The following is a 12,902-nucleotide window of genomic DNA, read 5'->3' as shown; positions in this document are numbered from 1 at the left end:
ATCTGAATTTGTACAGAATATTTTTTCTGTACAACATTCCTTCAGCATAGATTCAAAGGTGTACAAGTCAAATTATTTGTACAAGATTTTGGCGGGAGCTAGCGCCAGCCCATTTTCCAGTGTGCATCGTCCTGCAATGCATGCCAGTCCACTTGTTGACTGCGTCGAGTCAGCACGGCCTGCAATTCGACCTCCAGCACTACGCCATCCTCGTCGCGGAGCAGCTCGGTCACCAGAAAATGTTTCTCACGGTTTTGCGGAAGGGCTGCTGTCCATTTCGACAGCAGCAGTTTTTGCGGATTGATGCGGTTCACTGCAGGTGTTCGTGCAGGCGGCGTGCAGCTTCCTGGCCACTGAGCCACGCGCCTTCGACTCGGCCCGACAGGCACCAGTCGCCGCACGCATACAGACCCAGGTCGGCATCCGCCAGCGTGCCCCACTCATGGCTGGTGGCCGGGCGGGCGTAGAGCCAGCGGTGGGCGAGGCTGAAGGTCGGCGCCGGCATGGCGCTGTGCAGCAACTCGGCAAAGGCGCCGTGCAACTGCTCGATCACGGCTTCCTTGGAGAGGTCGATGTGCTGCCGGCTCCAGGCGCTGGTGGCGTGCAGGACCCAGGTGTCGAGCGTGTTGTCGCGCCCGGGTTTACTGCGGTTGCGGGCCAGCCAGTCGAGAGGACTGTCCTGTACGAAGCAGCCTTCGATGGGGGTATCCAGCGGCGTATCGAAGGCGAGGGCGACGGCCCAGGTCGGGTCCATCTTCACACCGGCAGCGGCACCGGCGAGTTTCGGTGCAGCGGCCAGCAATGCGGTGGCCTGAGGCGCCGGGGTGGCGATCACCACATGGCTGAAGGGGCCGTGAGTGAAGCCTTCGGCGTCTTGCAGATGCCAGTGCTCTTCACCGCGATAGACCTCGGTGATCCGGCAGGCGAAATGCACTTCCAGGCCATCGAGCAAACCACGGGTGATGGCGCTCATGCGCGGCGAGCCCACCCAGCGGGTCTGCTCGTCCGGCGACAGGTTCAGTTGTCCGCCGTGATAGGTGTAGAGCTGCGGCGCCCACTCGGCGACCCAGCCGTTGCTTTGCCAGCGCTGGACTTCGGTGACGAAGCGCCGGTCGCGGGCCGTGAAATATTGCGCGCCCATGTCCAGCGAGCCGGCGTCACTGCGCTTGCTCGACATGCGCCCGCCGCTGCCGCGGCTTTTATCGAACAACTGGACGGTGTGCCCGGCCTCGGTCAGGGCCTGGGCGGCGGAGAGTCCGGCGATGCCGGTGCCAATGATTGCGATAGGTACAGTCATAGGGGCCTCGTTTACCTTTCTGTACAGACTACGCCGTGGATGAAACCTGTACAATTTTGTTTTCTGGTATAACTTCCAGCGTTTTCGTTCTGACAGCTTGGCCTATTGTTAAACAATAGAGCCTGTCCGATAGAAAAGATCCCTGCTTATAAAAATAGACTAGTGATCGAAGTAAAACGCCACGCGAGGAAGATGTCATGCACATATTGCTGACCGGCGGTACTGGATTGATCGGACGTCAGCTCTGCCGGCACTGGTCGGGTCAGGGCCACCGGTTGACCGTGTGGAGTCGTCGTGCGGAAAAGGTCGCGAAAATCTGCGGCGCCCAAGTGCGTGGCATCGCGCGTCTGGAAGACCTTGGCGATGAACCGGTCGACGTGATCGTCAACCTTGCCGGCGCGCCGATTGCCGACCGGCCGTGGACCCATCGGCGCAAGGCGTTGCTGTGGAGCAGCCGGATCACGCTCACCGAGACGTTGCTGGCGTGGCTGGAACATCGCGGGCAGAAACCTTCACTATTGATCTCGGGCTCGGCCGTGGGCTGGTACGGAGACGGCGGCGAGCGTGAGTTGACCGAAGAGTCGCCACCGGTGGTCGACGATTTCGCCAGCCAGCTGTGCATTGCCTGGGAGGAAACCGCGCAACGCGCCGAAGCGATGGACATCCGCGTAGTGCTGGTGCGGACCGGGCTGGTGCTGTCGGCCGAGGGCGGTTTTTTGTCGCGCCTGTTGCTGCCGTTCAAACTCGGGCTGGGCGGGCCTTTGGGCAATGGCCGGCAGTGGATGCCTTGGATTCATATCGACGATCAAATCGCCCTGATTGATTTTCTTCTGCACCGCGATCAGGCGAGTGGTCCTTATAATGCGTGCGCGCCGACCCCGGTGCGCAATCGCGAATTCGCAAAGACGCTGGGCAGCGTGCTGCACCGCCCGGCGTTCATGCCGATGCCGGCTCTGGCCCTGAAGGTCGGGCTCGGCGAGATGTCATTGCTGTTGCTGGGTGGTCAACGGGCCACGCCGGCACGCTTGCTGGAAGCCGGATTCAGTTTCCGGTTCACGGATTTACGCGCGGCCCTGGACGATCTTTCCAGCCGCCTCTGAAATAGGACGTTGCATGACCGATCACGCCTTGCTTCTGGTCAACCTGGGTTCGCCGGCTTCCACTTCGGTGGCCGACGTGCGCAGCTACCTCAATCAATTTCTGATGGACCCGTACGTGATTGACCTGCCATGGCCGGTGCGGCGTCTGCTGGTGTCGCTGATCCTGATCAAGCGTCCCGAGCAGTCGGCCCACGCCTACGCCTCGATCTGGTGGGATGAAGGCTCGCCGCTGGTGGTGCTCAGCCGTCGACTGCAACAGCAGATGAAGGCGCAGTGGACCCACGGCCCGGTGGAACTGGCCATGCGTTACGGCGAGCCGTCCATTGAGACAGGCCTGCTGAAGCTGGTGGCGGCGGGACACAAACGCATCACCCTCGCACCGCTTTATCCACAGTTCGCCGACAGCACCACGACCACGGTGATCGAAGAAGCCAAGCGGGTGGTGCGCGAGAAGAAACTCGACGTACAACTGTCGGTGTTGCAGCCGTTCTACGATCAACCGGAATACCTCGATGCCCTGGTGGCGAGTGCCCGACCGCACTTGCAGCAGGATTACGATCACCTGTTGCTGAGCTTCCACGGTTTGCCGGAACGGCACCTGACCAAACTCAATCCGGGGCACAGTTTCGAGGGCGGCGGCGATTGCTGCGCCGGTGCGCCGCCGGAAGTGGTTGCGACCTGCTATCGCGGCCAGTGCCTGCGCACGGCAGCCGAGTTTGCCAAGCGCATGGGCATCCCGGATGGCAAATGGTCGGTGTCGTTTCAGTCGAGGCTGGGCAAGGCAAAATGGATCGAGCCGTACACCGAAGCGCGGCTGGATGAACTGGCCAAAAGCGGCGTGAAGAAGATTCTGGTGATGTGCCCGGCGTTTGTCGCCGATTGCATCGAGACCCTGGAAGAGATCGGCGATCGCGGCAAGGAACAGTTCCGCGAAGCGGGAGGGGAGGAGCTGGTGCTGGTGCCGTGCCTGAACGATGACCCGCAATGGGCGAAGGCATTGGCGACGTTGTGTGAGCGGGCGCCGTTGGCCCTCTGAAAACATGATCGTTCCCACGCAACGTGGGAACGATCAACGCTCAAGGCTTAGAGCAGCGGCTCATCCGCCTTCTTGTGTTTCCAGCTGTCGTTGCCCGGCAGGATCAGGTTCAGCGCAATCGCCACCACCGCGCACAGCGCGATGCCTTTGAGGCCGAAGTCGTCGGGACCTGTGCCGGTGCCAACCAGCACACCGCCGATCCCGAACACCAGGGTCACCGAAACGATCACCAGATTGCGTGCTTCGCCCAGGTCGATCTTGTGACGGATCAGGGTGTTCATCCCCACCGCCGCGATCGAACCGAACAACAGGCACAGAATCCCGCCCATCACCGGCACCGGAATACTTTGCAGCAGGGCGCCGAACTTGCCGATGAACGCCAGGGCGATGGCGAAGATCGCCGCCCAGGTCATGATTTTCGGGTTGTAGTTCTTGGTCAGCATCACCGCGCCAGTCACTTCGGCGTACGTGGTGTTGGGCGGACCGCCGAACAGGCCGGCTGCCGTGGTAGCGATACCGTCGCCGAGCAGGGTGCGATGCAGGCCCGGCTTCTTCAAGTAGTCGCGACCGGTCACGCTGCCGACTGCAATCACGCCGCCGATGTGCTCGATGGCCGGGGCCAGCGCCACCGGGACGATGAACAGGATCGCCTGCCAGTTGAACTCCGGCGCGGTGAAGTGAGGCAGTGCAAACCACGGGGCTGCCGCAATCTTCGCGGTGTCGACGACACCGAAATAGAACGACATGGCGAAACCCACCAGTACGCCGGAGATGATCGGCACCAGACGGAAGATGCCTTTGCCGAACACCGCCACGATCAACGTGGTCAGCAGCGCCGGCATCGAGATCATCATCGCGGTCTGATAGTGGATCAGCTCCGAGCCGTCACCGGCCTTGCCCATCGCCATGTTCGCGGCAATCGGCGCCATGGCCAGGCCAATGGAGATGATCACCGGACCGATTACCACCGGTGGCAGCAGACGGTCGATGAACCCGGTGCCTTTGATCTTCACGGCCAGGCCGAGGAAGGTGTAGACGAAACCGGCCGCCATCACGCCGCCCATGGTCGCGGCGAGGCCGAACTGGCCCTTGGCGAGAATGATCGGGGTGATGAAGGCAAAGCTCGACGCGAGGAACACCGGCACCTGACGCCCGGTGACGATCTGGAACAGAATCGTCCCAAGACCTGCGGTGAACAGTGCCACGTTCGGGTCAAGGCCCGTGATCAGCGGCATCAGCACCAGGGCGCCGAAAGCCACGAACAGCATCTGCGCGCCGGACAGCACCGTGCGCCAGAGCGGATCGTTGAACTCATCCTGCATGGTCAAGCATCCTTCTGCTTGGTGCCGAAGATCTTGTCACCGGCATCGCCAAGCCCAGGAATGATGTAACCGTGCTCGTTGAGTTTCTGATCGATGGACGCGGTGTAGATGATCACGTCCGGGTGAGCTTTCTCGACAGCGGCAATGCCTTCAGGCGCGGCAACCAGCACCATCGCACGGATGTCCTTGCAACCGGCCTTCTTCAGCAGGTCGATGGTTGCGACCATGGAACTGCCGGTAGCCAGCATCGGGTCGATGATCATCGCCAGGCGTTCGTCGATTTCCGGAACCAGTTTTTCCAGATAGGTGTGGGCCTGCAGGGTTTCTTCGTTACGGGCAACGCCGACGGCGCTGACTTTCGCGCCCGGGATCAGGCTGAGTACGCCTTCGAGCATGCCGATGCCGGCACGCAGGATCGGCACGACGGTAATCTTCTTGCCGGCGATTTTCTCGACCGACACCGTGCCGCACCAACCTTCGATATCGTAGGTTTCCAGCGGCAGGTCTTTTGTAGCTTCATAGGTCAACAGGGCGCCGACTTCCTGAGCGAGCTCGCGGAAATTCTTGGTGCTGATGTCTGCACGGCGCATAAGGCCAAGTTTGTGACGGATCAGCGGATGGCGGATCTCTTGGATGGACATGGGGAAAGGCTCCGGCGGCGGGCAAAAAAACCGGCCTAGATTAATCTATCCGAGGGTGATGTCCTATAGGACATACAGTACGTTAGTCCACAAATGCTTGATTCGGCCGTGCGGGATGCGTACCTTTGCCCGCTTTTCCGAAACAGACCCCCCTTGGAGAGCGCCATGTCCGCTGATCTCGAGCATATCCGTCAAATCATGCGAGAGGCTGACTGCCTGTACACCGAAGCTGAAGTCGAGGCTGCCATTGCCCGCGTCGGTGCACAAATCAACGAACAACTGGCCGAGAGCAACCCGGTGGTGTTCTGTGTGATGAACGGCGGGCTGATTTTCTCCGGCAAGCTGCTGACCCATCTGCAGTTCCCGCTGGAAGCTTCCTACCTGCACGCCACCCGCTATCGCAACGAAACCAGCGGCGGCGACCTGTTCTGGAAAGCCAAGCCGGAAGTCTCGTTCATCGACCGTGACGTGCTGATCATCGACGACATCCTCGACGAAGGTCACACCCTGGGCGCGATCATCGACTTCTGCAAACACGCCGGTGCCCGTGCCGTGCACACCGCCGTGCTGATCGACAAGGATCACGACCGCAAGGCCCGTCCTGACCTGAAAGCCGATTTCGTCGGCCTGCCGTGCGTCGACCGTTACATCTTCGGTTACGGCATGGACTACAAAGGCTACTGGCGCAACGCCAACGGGATCTTCGCCGTCAAAGGCATGTAAGAACCCCTGAAAGATCGCAGCCCCGGCTGCGATCTTTTGCTTTTAAAGGCTGCTAAAGTGCTCGGCCCCGCCCTCCGGAGCCTGTCATGAGCCTCTTGATCCGCAGCTGCGCCGCCCTGTTGCTGACCCTCTGCCTGCCCCTGGCCGCCGCGCCGATGCACAGCCAATTCCTGCCGCCCGACGACCTCACCCTGCGCGATGCCGAACCCGAGCAGCAGCAACTTCTGCAGGTCACCGACTATTCGGTGGTGGTCGGCGCTCAACGTCAGTCCAACCAGCAGCCGATACCGGTCACTTCGCCATTGATGATCCGCCTGAAGGGCAAGTCCCTGAACAAGGGCGCGACGATCAGTCAGGTGCTGGTCAGCTTCGATGGCGAAAGCAAAAGCCTGAAAAAACCGGTGTACGACGACCAGCGCAAGACCCTGACCCTGTTCTATCCGCTGGCCCAATACCGGGTGATCATCGATCTGCTGCGCAATGACACCGTGTATGTGCAATTCCTCAGCTACGCCAACGGCCACATCTGGGCCGATCTGCACACCGGCAGCACGCGTGCGCGTTGAGCCCTGTGCCCGGGCGGGGGTAAACTGCCCGCCCCGTGAAATGTCTGCGAGCTGGAGTCGGCAATGCGTAAAGATAAGAAGCAAGTGATTGGTGACGAGATCGGCGATGAGCAGATCAAGCTGTTCCTCGATTTTGAGCCGGTCGACGCCACCTCGCCGTCGCTGCACAAACTGGTCAAGGCCTACCGTGGCCTGCGCATCGACGATTTCGAGCGTTTCCTGACGTTCTTCGTTGCAGCCGGTTATGACGTGGACGGCAAGGACGAGCATGGCAAGACTTTCGTCGACCAGATCCGCGATCAACGCAACGCCCCGGAATACATCGAGCTGATCGAGAAAGCGCGCGGCTGATAATCCCCGCGGTTTTCCCGAGGCATAAAAAAACGCCCCGCACTCATCGAGTGCGGGGCGTTTTTCATGGAGCCGAATCAGGCGTAGCTTTCGGTCTCGTTGCTGGCTTCAACCAGTTCCAGCGCGACGTTGTTGTGCGCGTTGATCTTGCGATACAGCGCAGCGTCGGTTTCCAGGACCTTTTCACGGGCCGGGAAGATTTCCGCCAGTTTGGCAGCCCACTCACCCTTGGCCTTGGCCGGGAAGCACTTCTCGATCAGTTCCAGCATGATCGAGACGGTCACCGAAGCACCTGGCGAAGCGCCGAGCAGGGCGGCGAGGGAGCCGTCCTTCGCAGCGACGAGTTCGGTACCGAACTGCAGGATGCCGCCTTTTTTCGGGTCTTTCTTGATGATCTGCACCCGTTGGCCGGCCACTTCCAGGCGCCAGTCTTCGGCTTTCGCCTCGGGGTAGAAACGACGCAGGGATTCCAGGCGCTGTTCCATCGACTGCATCACTTCGCTGACCAGGTACTTGGTCAGGTCCATGTTGTTCTTGGCCACAGCCAGCATCGGGCCGATGTTGCCGGCGCGCACCGACAGCGGCAGGTCCATGAAGGAGCCGTGCTTGAGGAACTTGGTGGTGAAACCGGCGTATGGCCCGAACAGCAGGGACTTCTTGCCATCGACCACTCGGGTGTCCAGGTGCGGCACGGACATCGGTGGCGAACCCACGGCGGCCTGGCTGTAAACCTTGGCCTGGTGATGCTTGACCACTTCCGGGTTGTCGCAACGCAGCCACTGGCCGCTGATCGGGAAGCCGCCGAAGCCTTTGCTCTCTTCGATGCCCGAGGCTTGCAGCAGCGGCAGGGCCGCGCCACCGGCGCCGAGGAACACGAACTTGGCGTCGACTTCACGGCTGCTGCCGCTGTTGACGTCCTTGATGCTGACGGTCCAGCCGTTGGCGTTACGCTTGAGGCCGGTCACGCGCTTGCAGTATTTGACCTGGGCATCCGGGGCGCTGGTCAGGTGCTTGAGCAACTGATTGGTCAGCGCGCCGAAGTTGACGTCGGTGCCGTTCATCACGCGGGTGGCGGCGAGCACCTGGTCCTTTGGACGGCCCGGCATCATCAATGGCATCCACTCGGCCATCTTCGCCTTGTCTTCGGTGTATTCCATGTCGGCGAAGGCGTGATGCTTGTGCAGCGTGTTGAAGCGTTCCTTGAGGAACGAAACGCCTTTTTCACCCTCGACGTAGCTCAGGTGCGGGACCGGGCTGATGAAGGATTTGCACGAGCCGAACGTGCCTTTCTTGGTCAGGTACGACCAGAACTGCTTCGACACCTCGAACTGGGTGTTGATGTGTACGGCTTTCTTGATGTCGACGGTGCCGTCGGCATTCTGCGGCGTGTAGTTCAGCTCGCAGAGGCCGGCGTGGCCGGTACCGGCGTTGTTCCACGGGTTGGAACTTTCCGCGGCACCGGAATCCATCAGTTCGACGACTTCCAGCTTGATCGCCGGGTCGAGTTCCTTGAGCAGCACTGCAAGGGTGGCACTCATGATGCCGGCCCCAACCAGAACTACGTCGACTGCTTCGTTATGCGCCATTTAACGCGTCTCCAAAATCTGCAGCACCAAATTGTCGGCATGGCTGCCAGGTGTCCGGGGCAGGTCAGTTACGCCCCAGGTACCCATGGCCAGGTTTGCCATGTCCGAATCTTCGCAATTTTTCGCAACTTCGACGGATGCGTGCGGCCTGGCTTCAAGAGTCACATGAACTCATTTCAGCACGTGGCTGGCAATTCGACTTATGGTCGAGACATCCGTTTGTGCAACCAAATCCGTAGCGGACAGGCTTCAGGCTCCGGTATTCGAGGCGTACCCGTTCCTGTGTCGTTGGGCTGTTTCAGACGCTAATGGTGCATGTTCAGACGCAAAACTATTCATTTGCTCGCCACACTCTTGTGAAGTTGTGAAAACCCGTTTTTTTCACGCTCTTTTGAAGACGTGAACCTCAAAAAGGGCTGTCCCGGCTGGCACCGTGCCCGGAGGGGCAAACAACTCAGTGACCGAGCGTCATGACAGCTCTGCAGATTCGCGAAAAGCGGGGATTTGCCAGGGAAACAGCAAGCACGCCAGCTTCACTCGATCTGTGTGGGCGGCTCTCTGTGGGCGATTTGGATGCCAATGCAAGCGCATTGACGCTGTTGCGGGGCCCGATCAGGAGACGTCCTTATAATCGGGGGGAGATTGTATCGAAGAAATGCGGGGAGTTGGTCGAGTTTAATGACTTTTATTAGGCATCCGGTCAGATGCTCAACATCGCCTGGGCACGTGCGCGAGGGCGCTGCTGCTCGACCCGGGCACTGGCAGGCAAGGGCTGATGCAACCAGTTGAGGCGGATTTCCTCGATTTCGACCCAGCCGTCACCCATTGGCTGCAGGCTGCACTGCTTGAAAGCCTGGCAATGGCCGTTGCGGTCGAGCAGGGCGAAGCTGCGGTGCAGCGGGCGTGGAGCGAACAACGAGATCAGATAGCGCATAGTGTGTTCCTTCTGGAGATCTGTGACGAAGATTGTCAAAGGACCGTGAAGCGAACATGTATGGAGGGTGAACAATCTGTGACAGGAACCGTGTGCAGCGGGGTTTGTCTGAGATTTCAGTGCTGGTGACCCGCAGTGGCCCACCGCTATACTGCGGGCCTGTCTGTGCCTGATTCTGGAGAGAAGAGCATGTTGCAACGCCTGTTGTTCGGTTTGATCACTGTGACCAGTTTGACCCTGGTTGGCTGCGCCCACAGCCCGCAACAACTGAGCCCGGAACCGAAGCTGACCACTCAGCTGGCACCGGTCGGCCATGGCCAGCCAGTCGTGGTTCGTGTGGTCGACGGTCGTCCGTCGCCAACCCTGGGCACCCGCGGTGGCCTGTACCCGGAAACCAGCGCCATCACCGTCCAGCGCGAGCAGATCGTGCCGAAGTTGCAGGCCCAGGCCGAAGCGGCCGTGCGTCTGCTGGGCTTCACCCCGTCCAGCGGTGCGATGAATGCTCCGCAACTGACCGTGACTCTGACTGAACTGAAATACCAGTCGCCGAAAGAAGGCATGTACGTGACCGAAGCCACCATCGGCGCGACTTTCCGCTCCGACGTGCAGAGCGGCAACCGTCGCTACAGCGGCCGTTACGGTGCCTCGCTGGACCAGCGTTTCGGCATGGCGCCGAACCAGGAAACCAATACCAAACTGGTCAGCGACGTACTGAGCGACGCGCTGACCCGTGTGTTCAAGGATCCGTCCATCGGCCAGATCCTCGCTGAATAAAGCGTTCGCCAGATGTGAAAAAAAGCCCGGGGCCAGCGATGGTCCCGGGCTTTTTTCATTCAGGCGGCTTGCGAGTAGAAGTCGAGGACGCTGACGCCGGTCAGCAGATCGGTCTCGGGCAAGTCCGCATGCTGGTGCCCGCCGAGGGCGCAATACACCAGCCAGTGACGGTCCTGAACATTGAAGGCCAGGCTGCCGACGAGGGTCTGTTGTTCGTCGGACGGGGAGATGAGGTACAGGCGATCCTGGTTTTCAGCGTGAAGCATGTCGCATTCCGTTTACGTTTCGAGGCGCGCAGGGTGGCCGAAACAAATGACGATGCCGTGACACAGGACAGCCATCGGTCGATTGATGGGTAATTTGTCGCAAAGGGTAGGGCACCGGGGGAGGGTTTCGGTAGAATCCGCGCCGCGGTCGTCGGTCTGGCGTTCGCCATTCCGGTTTAGATTGAGGTCTGTGATGCACTTGATGACGCTGTTTACCGCCCATCCCGCCAAACTGATCAACCTGCTGGCCCTGCTGTTGGCCTTCCCGGGCAGTTGGCTGCTGCACGCGACCCGTCGGCGTGAGCAACGGGCGATGGCCAGTATCGCGGCCCAGCGCCAGAGCCAGCCGGATCAGGAGCCGGTGCTGGACTGGGCGACCCTGCGCATGAACCGGTTTTTCTATCGTTTCGGTTTCGCCTGTCTGGGACTGGCGTTGCTGATTTCCTGGATCAGTACCCGCTACTGAACGAAAAACGGCGCCCGAAGGCGCCGTTTTTGTATCCGCTCGACACCGCTTACAGCGGCAAGCCAGCCTTGACCCGGTACTGATTGCGCACCGGCGTCGCATATTGCAGCACCAGATACGGACGATGCTCCTCAGGGCAGGCATCCAGACGGCTTTGCCATTCTTCCTGGGCCTTGGCCAGTTCCTCGGCACCGAACACGTCGGCAGCCTTCGGCACGTTCAACTGCGGATCGGCATCCGCCCACTGCGCATACGCCAGGTAATGCACCGGGAACAACCGGTAGCCGCCGAGAATCTGCTTGTCCATCTCGACCGCCAGTTGCTTGGTGTCTTCGAACAGTTCGGTGATCGGCGCGGCGAAATTCACGTGCACCCGGCCCTTGTAGCCGGTGATGCCCTTGGCAATGCTCACGTCATCCTCGCCCGGCGCCTTGCTGTAGGTGCCGGTGGTGGCGCGGATGTACAGCTCGCGGGCCTTGGCCTGGTCGCACGGGTCGTATTCGTAGCTGATCGATACCGGCGTCAGGTTCAGCGACTGGATGACCTCGCCGAACGGCTCGTCCTTGCGGCTCATGTGGAACATCTTGAGGATCGCCGACTCGGTACGGTCGTCGCCGTCCTTGGCGCGGCCTTCAGCCTGAGCGATCCAGATCGAAGCGCAGTCGTTGCGGATCGAGTGGTTGATGTAGGCCGACAGCAACTGGTACGCGGCCATTTTCTCGCGGCGTCCGGTGATCGAACGGTGAACGATGAAGCTCTTGTTCAAACGCATCAGGTCGCTGACGAACGGCTTTTGCAGCAGGTTGTCGCCAATCGCGATGCGCGGCGTCGGCAGGCCGGCGTGATACACCGCGTAGTTGACGAAGGCCGGGTCCATCACGATGTCGCGGTGGTTGGCGATGAACAGATAGGCGCTGCCGGACTTGAATTGCTCGACACCGGTGTAAGTCACGCCGTCGGTGGCGCGCTCGATGGTGTGGTCGACGTAGAACTCGACCTTGTCCTGCAAAGTCGCCACGGAGGTCACGTCGGCGAACTCACGACGCAGCCGATGGGCTATAAGTGGTTTGAGCATCCAGCCGAAGGCACCGGCGAAACGCGGGAAGCGGAAGTGGGTGAGGATATCTAGAAACGCCTTGTCGCCGAGCAGTCTTGCCAGTACCGCAGGTACTTCGCTGTCGTCGTAAGGTCGGATGGCATCGAATTCGCCCATCATGCTCTCTTGTTGGAAACGGCTAGGGTAAGTAAAGGTTTTGATCGAAAACCAACGGGGCACGGTCTGAAAAAGTAGCCAGACAAAATTAGCCCTGCAAATAGACCGGCGATTATACGCACAAGTCACCCGGGAGACCGCGATGCTGGAAAGCGCACTGTATGAATGTCCGTACTGTGGGGAGGAAGTCGAGACGACAGTGGATCTGTCGGCGGGTGATCAGACTTATATAGAAGACTGTCAGGTGTGTTGCCGGCCGATCACCTTTGTGTTGCAGGTCGATGGTCAGGACTGGTTTCTCGAAGTGTTCAGCGAAAACGAGTGAGGTGCGCCCATGCAGCGAATCTACGAGCCGGAAAACCTGATGGAGGGCGAAATGCTCAAGGGCATGCTCGCCAGCGAAGGCATCGAGGCGCATCTCGTCGGGCGCGATTTGCTCGGTGGCACGGGCGAGTTGCCGATCTTCGGCCTGCTGGGGCTTTCGGTCGAGAACGATCAGGCCGAATACGCCCGCGAACTGATCAGCGCGTACAATGCCGCGCTGCCGCTGCCCGGCGATGAACCGGAGAGCTTCCCCGGTACGCTGGTCTGTTAGGCTGGCGTTCGTTTTATTCTTGAGTCGTGCTG

Annotated in this window: 17 protein-coding genes; 9 read left to right on the top strand and 8 right to left on the bottom strand. The window is 60.4% G+C overall.

Annotated features, from left to right (window positions below; translation table 11 throughout):
- Positions 1-98: 98 nt before the first annotated feature.
- Together M5B44_RS12940 and M5B44_RS12935 are read right to left on the bottom strand one after the other, a co-directional pair.
- Complete coding sequence (locus tag M5B44_RS12940) at positions 99-314, bottom strand: TIGR02450 family Trp-rich protein (RefSeq protein ID WP_248739367.1); 216 nt, start codon at positions 312-314, stop codon at positions 99-101.
- Complete coding sequence (locus M5B44_RS12935; protein WP_248739366.1) at positions 311-1,297, bottom strand: NAD(P)/FAD-dependent oxidoreductase; 987 nt, start codon at positions 1,295-1,297, stop codon at positions 311-313. The genes M5B44_RS12940 and M5B44_RS12935 overlap by 4 nt, the downstream gene beginning before the upstream one ends.
- Positions 1,298-1,494: 197 nt before the next feature.
- Between M5B44_RS12935 and M5B44_RS12930 the strand changes: the two genes are divergently transcribed.
- Together M5B44_RS12930 and hemH are read left to right on the top strand one after the other, a co-directional pair.
- Positions 1,495-2,397, top strand: a complete 903-nt coding sequence (locus M5B44_RS12930; RefSeq protein ID WP_248739365.1) for a TIGR01777 family oxidoreductase — start codon at positions 1,495-1,497, stop codon at positions 2,395-2,397.
- 13 nt (positions 2,398-2,410) lie between these two features.
- Positions 2,411-3,433 (top strand): ferrochelatase, encoded by a 1,023-nt coding sequence (gene hemH / locus M5B44_RS12925; RefSeq protein ID WP_248739364.1) that lies wholly within the window; start codon positions 2,411-2,413, stop codon positions 3,431-3,433.
- Between the two features lie 47 nt (positions 3,434-3,480).
- Here hemH and M5B44_RS12920 read toward each other — a convergent pair whose 3' ends face one another.
- Positions 3,481-4,755, bottom strand: a complete 1,275-nt coding sequence (locus M5B44_RS12920; protein ID WP_248739363.1) for a uracil-xanthine permease family protein — start codon at positions 4,753-4,755, stop codon at positions 3,481-3,483.
- A 2-nt stretch (positions 4,756-4,757) separates the two neighbouring features.
- A complete protein-coding gene (gene upp, locus M5B44_RS12915; RefSeq protein WP_007951682.1) occupies positions 4,758-5,396 on the bottom strand; it encodes a uracil phosphoribosyltransferase in 639 nt (212 codons plus the stop codon).
- A gap of 165 nt (positions 5,397-5,561) precedes the next feature.
- Here upp and M5B44_RS12910 point away from each other — a divergent pair, with 165 nt between their 5' ends.
- From M5B44_RS12910 to M5B44_RS12900, 3 genes are all read left to right on the top strand, one after another.
- Positions 5,562-6,119 carry a hypoxanthine-guanine phosphoribosyltransferase gene (locus M5B44_RS12910; RefSeq protein WP_085709312.1) on the top strand — a complete coding sequence of 186 codons (558 nt, stop codon included), beginning with the start codon at positions 5,562-5,564 and terminating at the stop codon, positions 6,117-6,119.
- Positions 6,120-6,205: 86 nt separating this feature from the next.
- Positions 6,206-6,685 (top strand): hypothetical protein, encoded by a 480-nt coding sequence (locus M5B44_RS12905; RefSeq protein ID WP_248739362.1) that lies wholly within the window; start codon positions 6,206-6,208, stop codon positions 6,683-6,685.
- Between the two features lie 63 nt (positions 6,686-6,748).
- Positions 6,749-7,036 carry a PA4642 family protein gene (locus tag M5B44_RS12900; protein ID WP_007951679.1) on the top strand — a complete coding sequence of 96 codons (288 nt, stop codon included), beginning with the start codon at positions 6,749-6,751 and terminating at the stop codon, positions 7,034-7,036.
- Between the two features lie 77 nt (positions 7,037-7,113).
- On the opposite strand, the gene mqo is transcribed toward M5B44_RS12900, so the two are convergent.
- Positions 7,114-8,622: a malate dehydrogenase (quinone) gene (gene mqo, locus M5B44_RS12895; protein WP_114885473.1), complete on the bottom strand. Its 1,509-nt coding sequence runs from the start codon at positions 8,620-8,622 to the stop codon at positions 7,114-7,116.
- A gap of 700 nt (positions 8,623-9,322) precedes the next feature.
- Positions 9,323-9,556, bottom strand: a complete 234-nt coding sequence (locus M5B44_RS12890) for a hypothetical protein (protein ID WP_039766297.1) — start codon at positions 9,554-9,556, stop codon at positions 9,323-9,325.
- 189 nt (positions 9,557-9,745) lie between these two features.
- Between M5B44_RS12890 and M5B44_RS12885 the strand changes: the two genes are divergently transcribed.
- The gene (locus M5B44_RS12885; protein ID WP_134828069.1) at positions 9,746-10,330 is read left to right on the top strand and encodes a YajG family lipoprotein; all 585 of its coding nucleotides are present in this window, start codon (positions 9,746-9,748) and stop codon (positions 10,328-10,330) included.
- A gap of 59 nt (positions 10,331-10,389) precedes the next feature.
- Here the strand turns inward: M5B44_RS12885 and M5B44_RS12880 are convergent, their stop codons facing one another.
- Positions 10,390-10,596, bottom strand: coding sequence for a hypothetical protein (locus tag M5B44_RS12880; RefSeq protein ID WP_039766399.1), 207 nt, complete (start codon positions 10,594-10,596; stop codon positions 10,390-10,392).
- A 193-nt stretch (positions 10,597-10,789) separates the two neighbouring features.
- Between M5B44_RS12880 and M5B44_RS12875 the strand changes: the two genes are divergently transcribed.
- Positions 10,790-11,062, top strand: a complete 273-nt coding sequence (locus tag M5B44_RS12875) for a hypothetical protein (protein ID WP_114885469.1) — start codon at positions 10,790-10,792, stop codon at positions 11,060-11,062.
- Positions 11,063-11,111: 49 nt separating this feature from the next.
- Here the strand turns inward: M5B44_RS12875 and M5B44_RS12870 are convergent, their stop codons facing one another.
- Positions 11,112-12,275 (bottom strand): 1-acyl-sn-glycerol-3-phosphate acyltransferase, encoded by a 1,164-nt coding sequence (locus tag M5B44_RS12870; protein ID WP_178083434.1) that lies wholly within the window; start codon positions 12,273-12,275, stop codon positions 11,112-11,114.
- Positions 12,276-12,417: 142 nt separating this feature from the next.
- Between M5B44_RS12870 and M5B44_RS12865 the strand changes: the two genes are divergently transcribed.
- Positions 12,418-12,600, top strand: a complete 183-nt coding sequence (locus M5B44_RS12865) for a CPXCG motif-containing cysteine-rich protein (protein WP_085709318.1) — start codon at positions 12,418-12,420, stop codon at positions 12,598-12,600.
- Positions 12,601-12,609: 9 nt separating this feature from the next.
- The gene (locus M5B44_RS12860) at positions 12,610-12,870 is read left to right on the top strand and encodes a putative signal transducing protein (protein ID WP_085709319.1); all 261 of its coding nucleotides are present in this window, start codon (positions 12,610-12,612) and stop codon (positions 12,868-12,870) included.
- Positions 12,871-12,902: the final 32 nt, after the last annotated feature.

The organism is Pseudomonas sp. MWU12-2029 (assembly GCF_023242425.1).
Taxonomy (GTDB): Bacteria; Pseudomonadota; Gammaproteobacteria; order Pseudomonadales; family Pseudomonadaceae; genus Aquipseudomonas; species Aquipseudomonas kribbensis.
The sequence above is the reverse complement of the archived record's forward strand: the minus strand, read 5'-3'. Positions and strand labels throughout refer to the sequence as shown.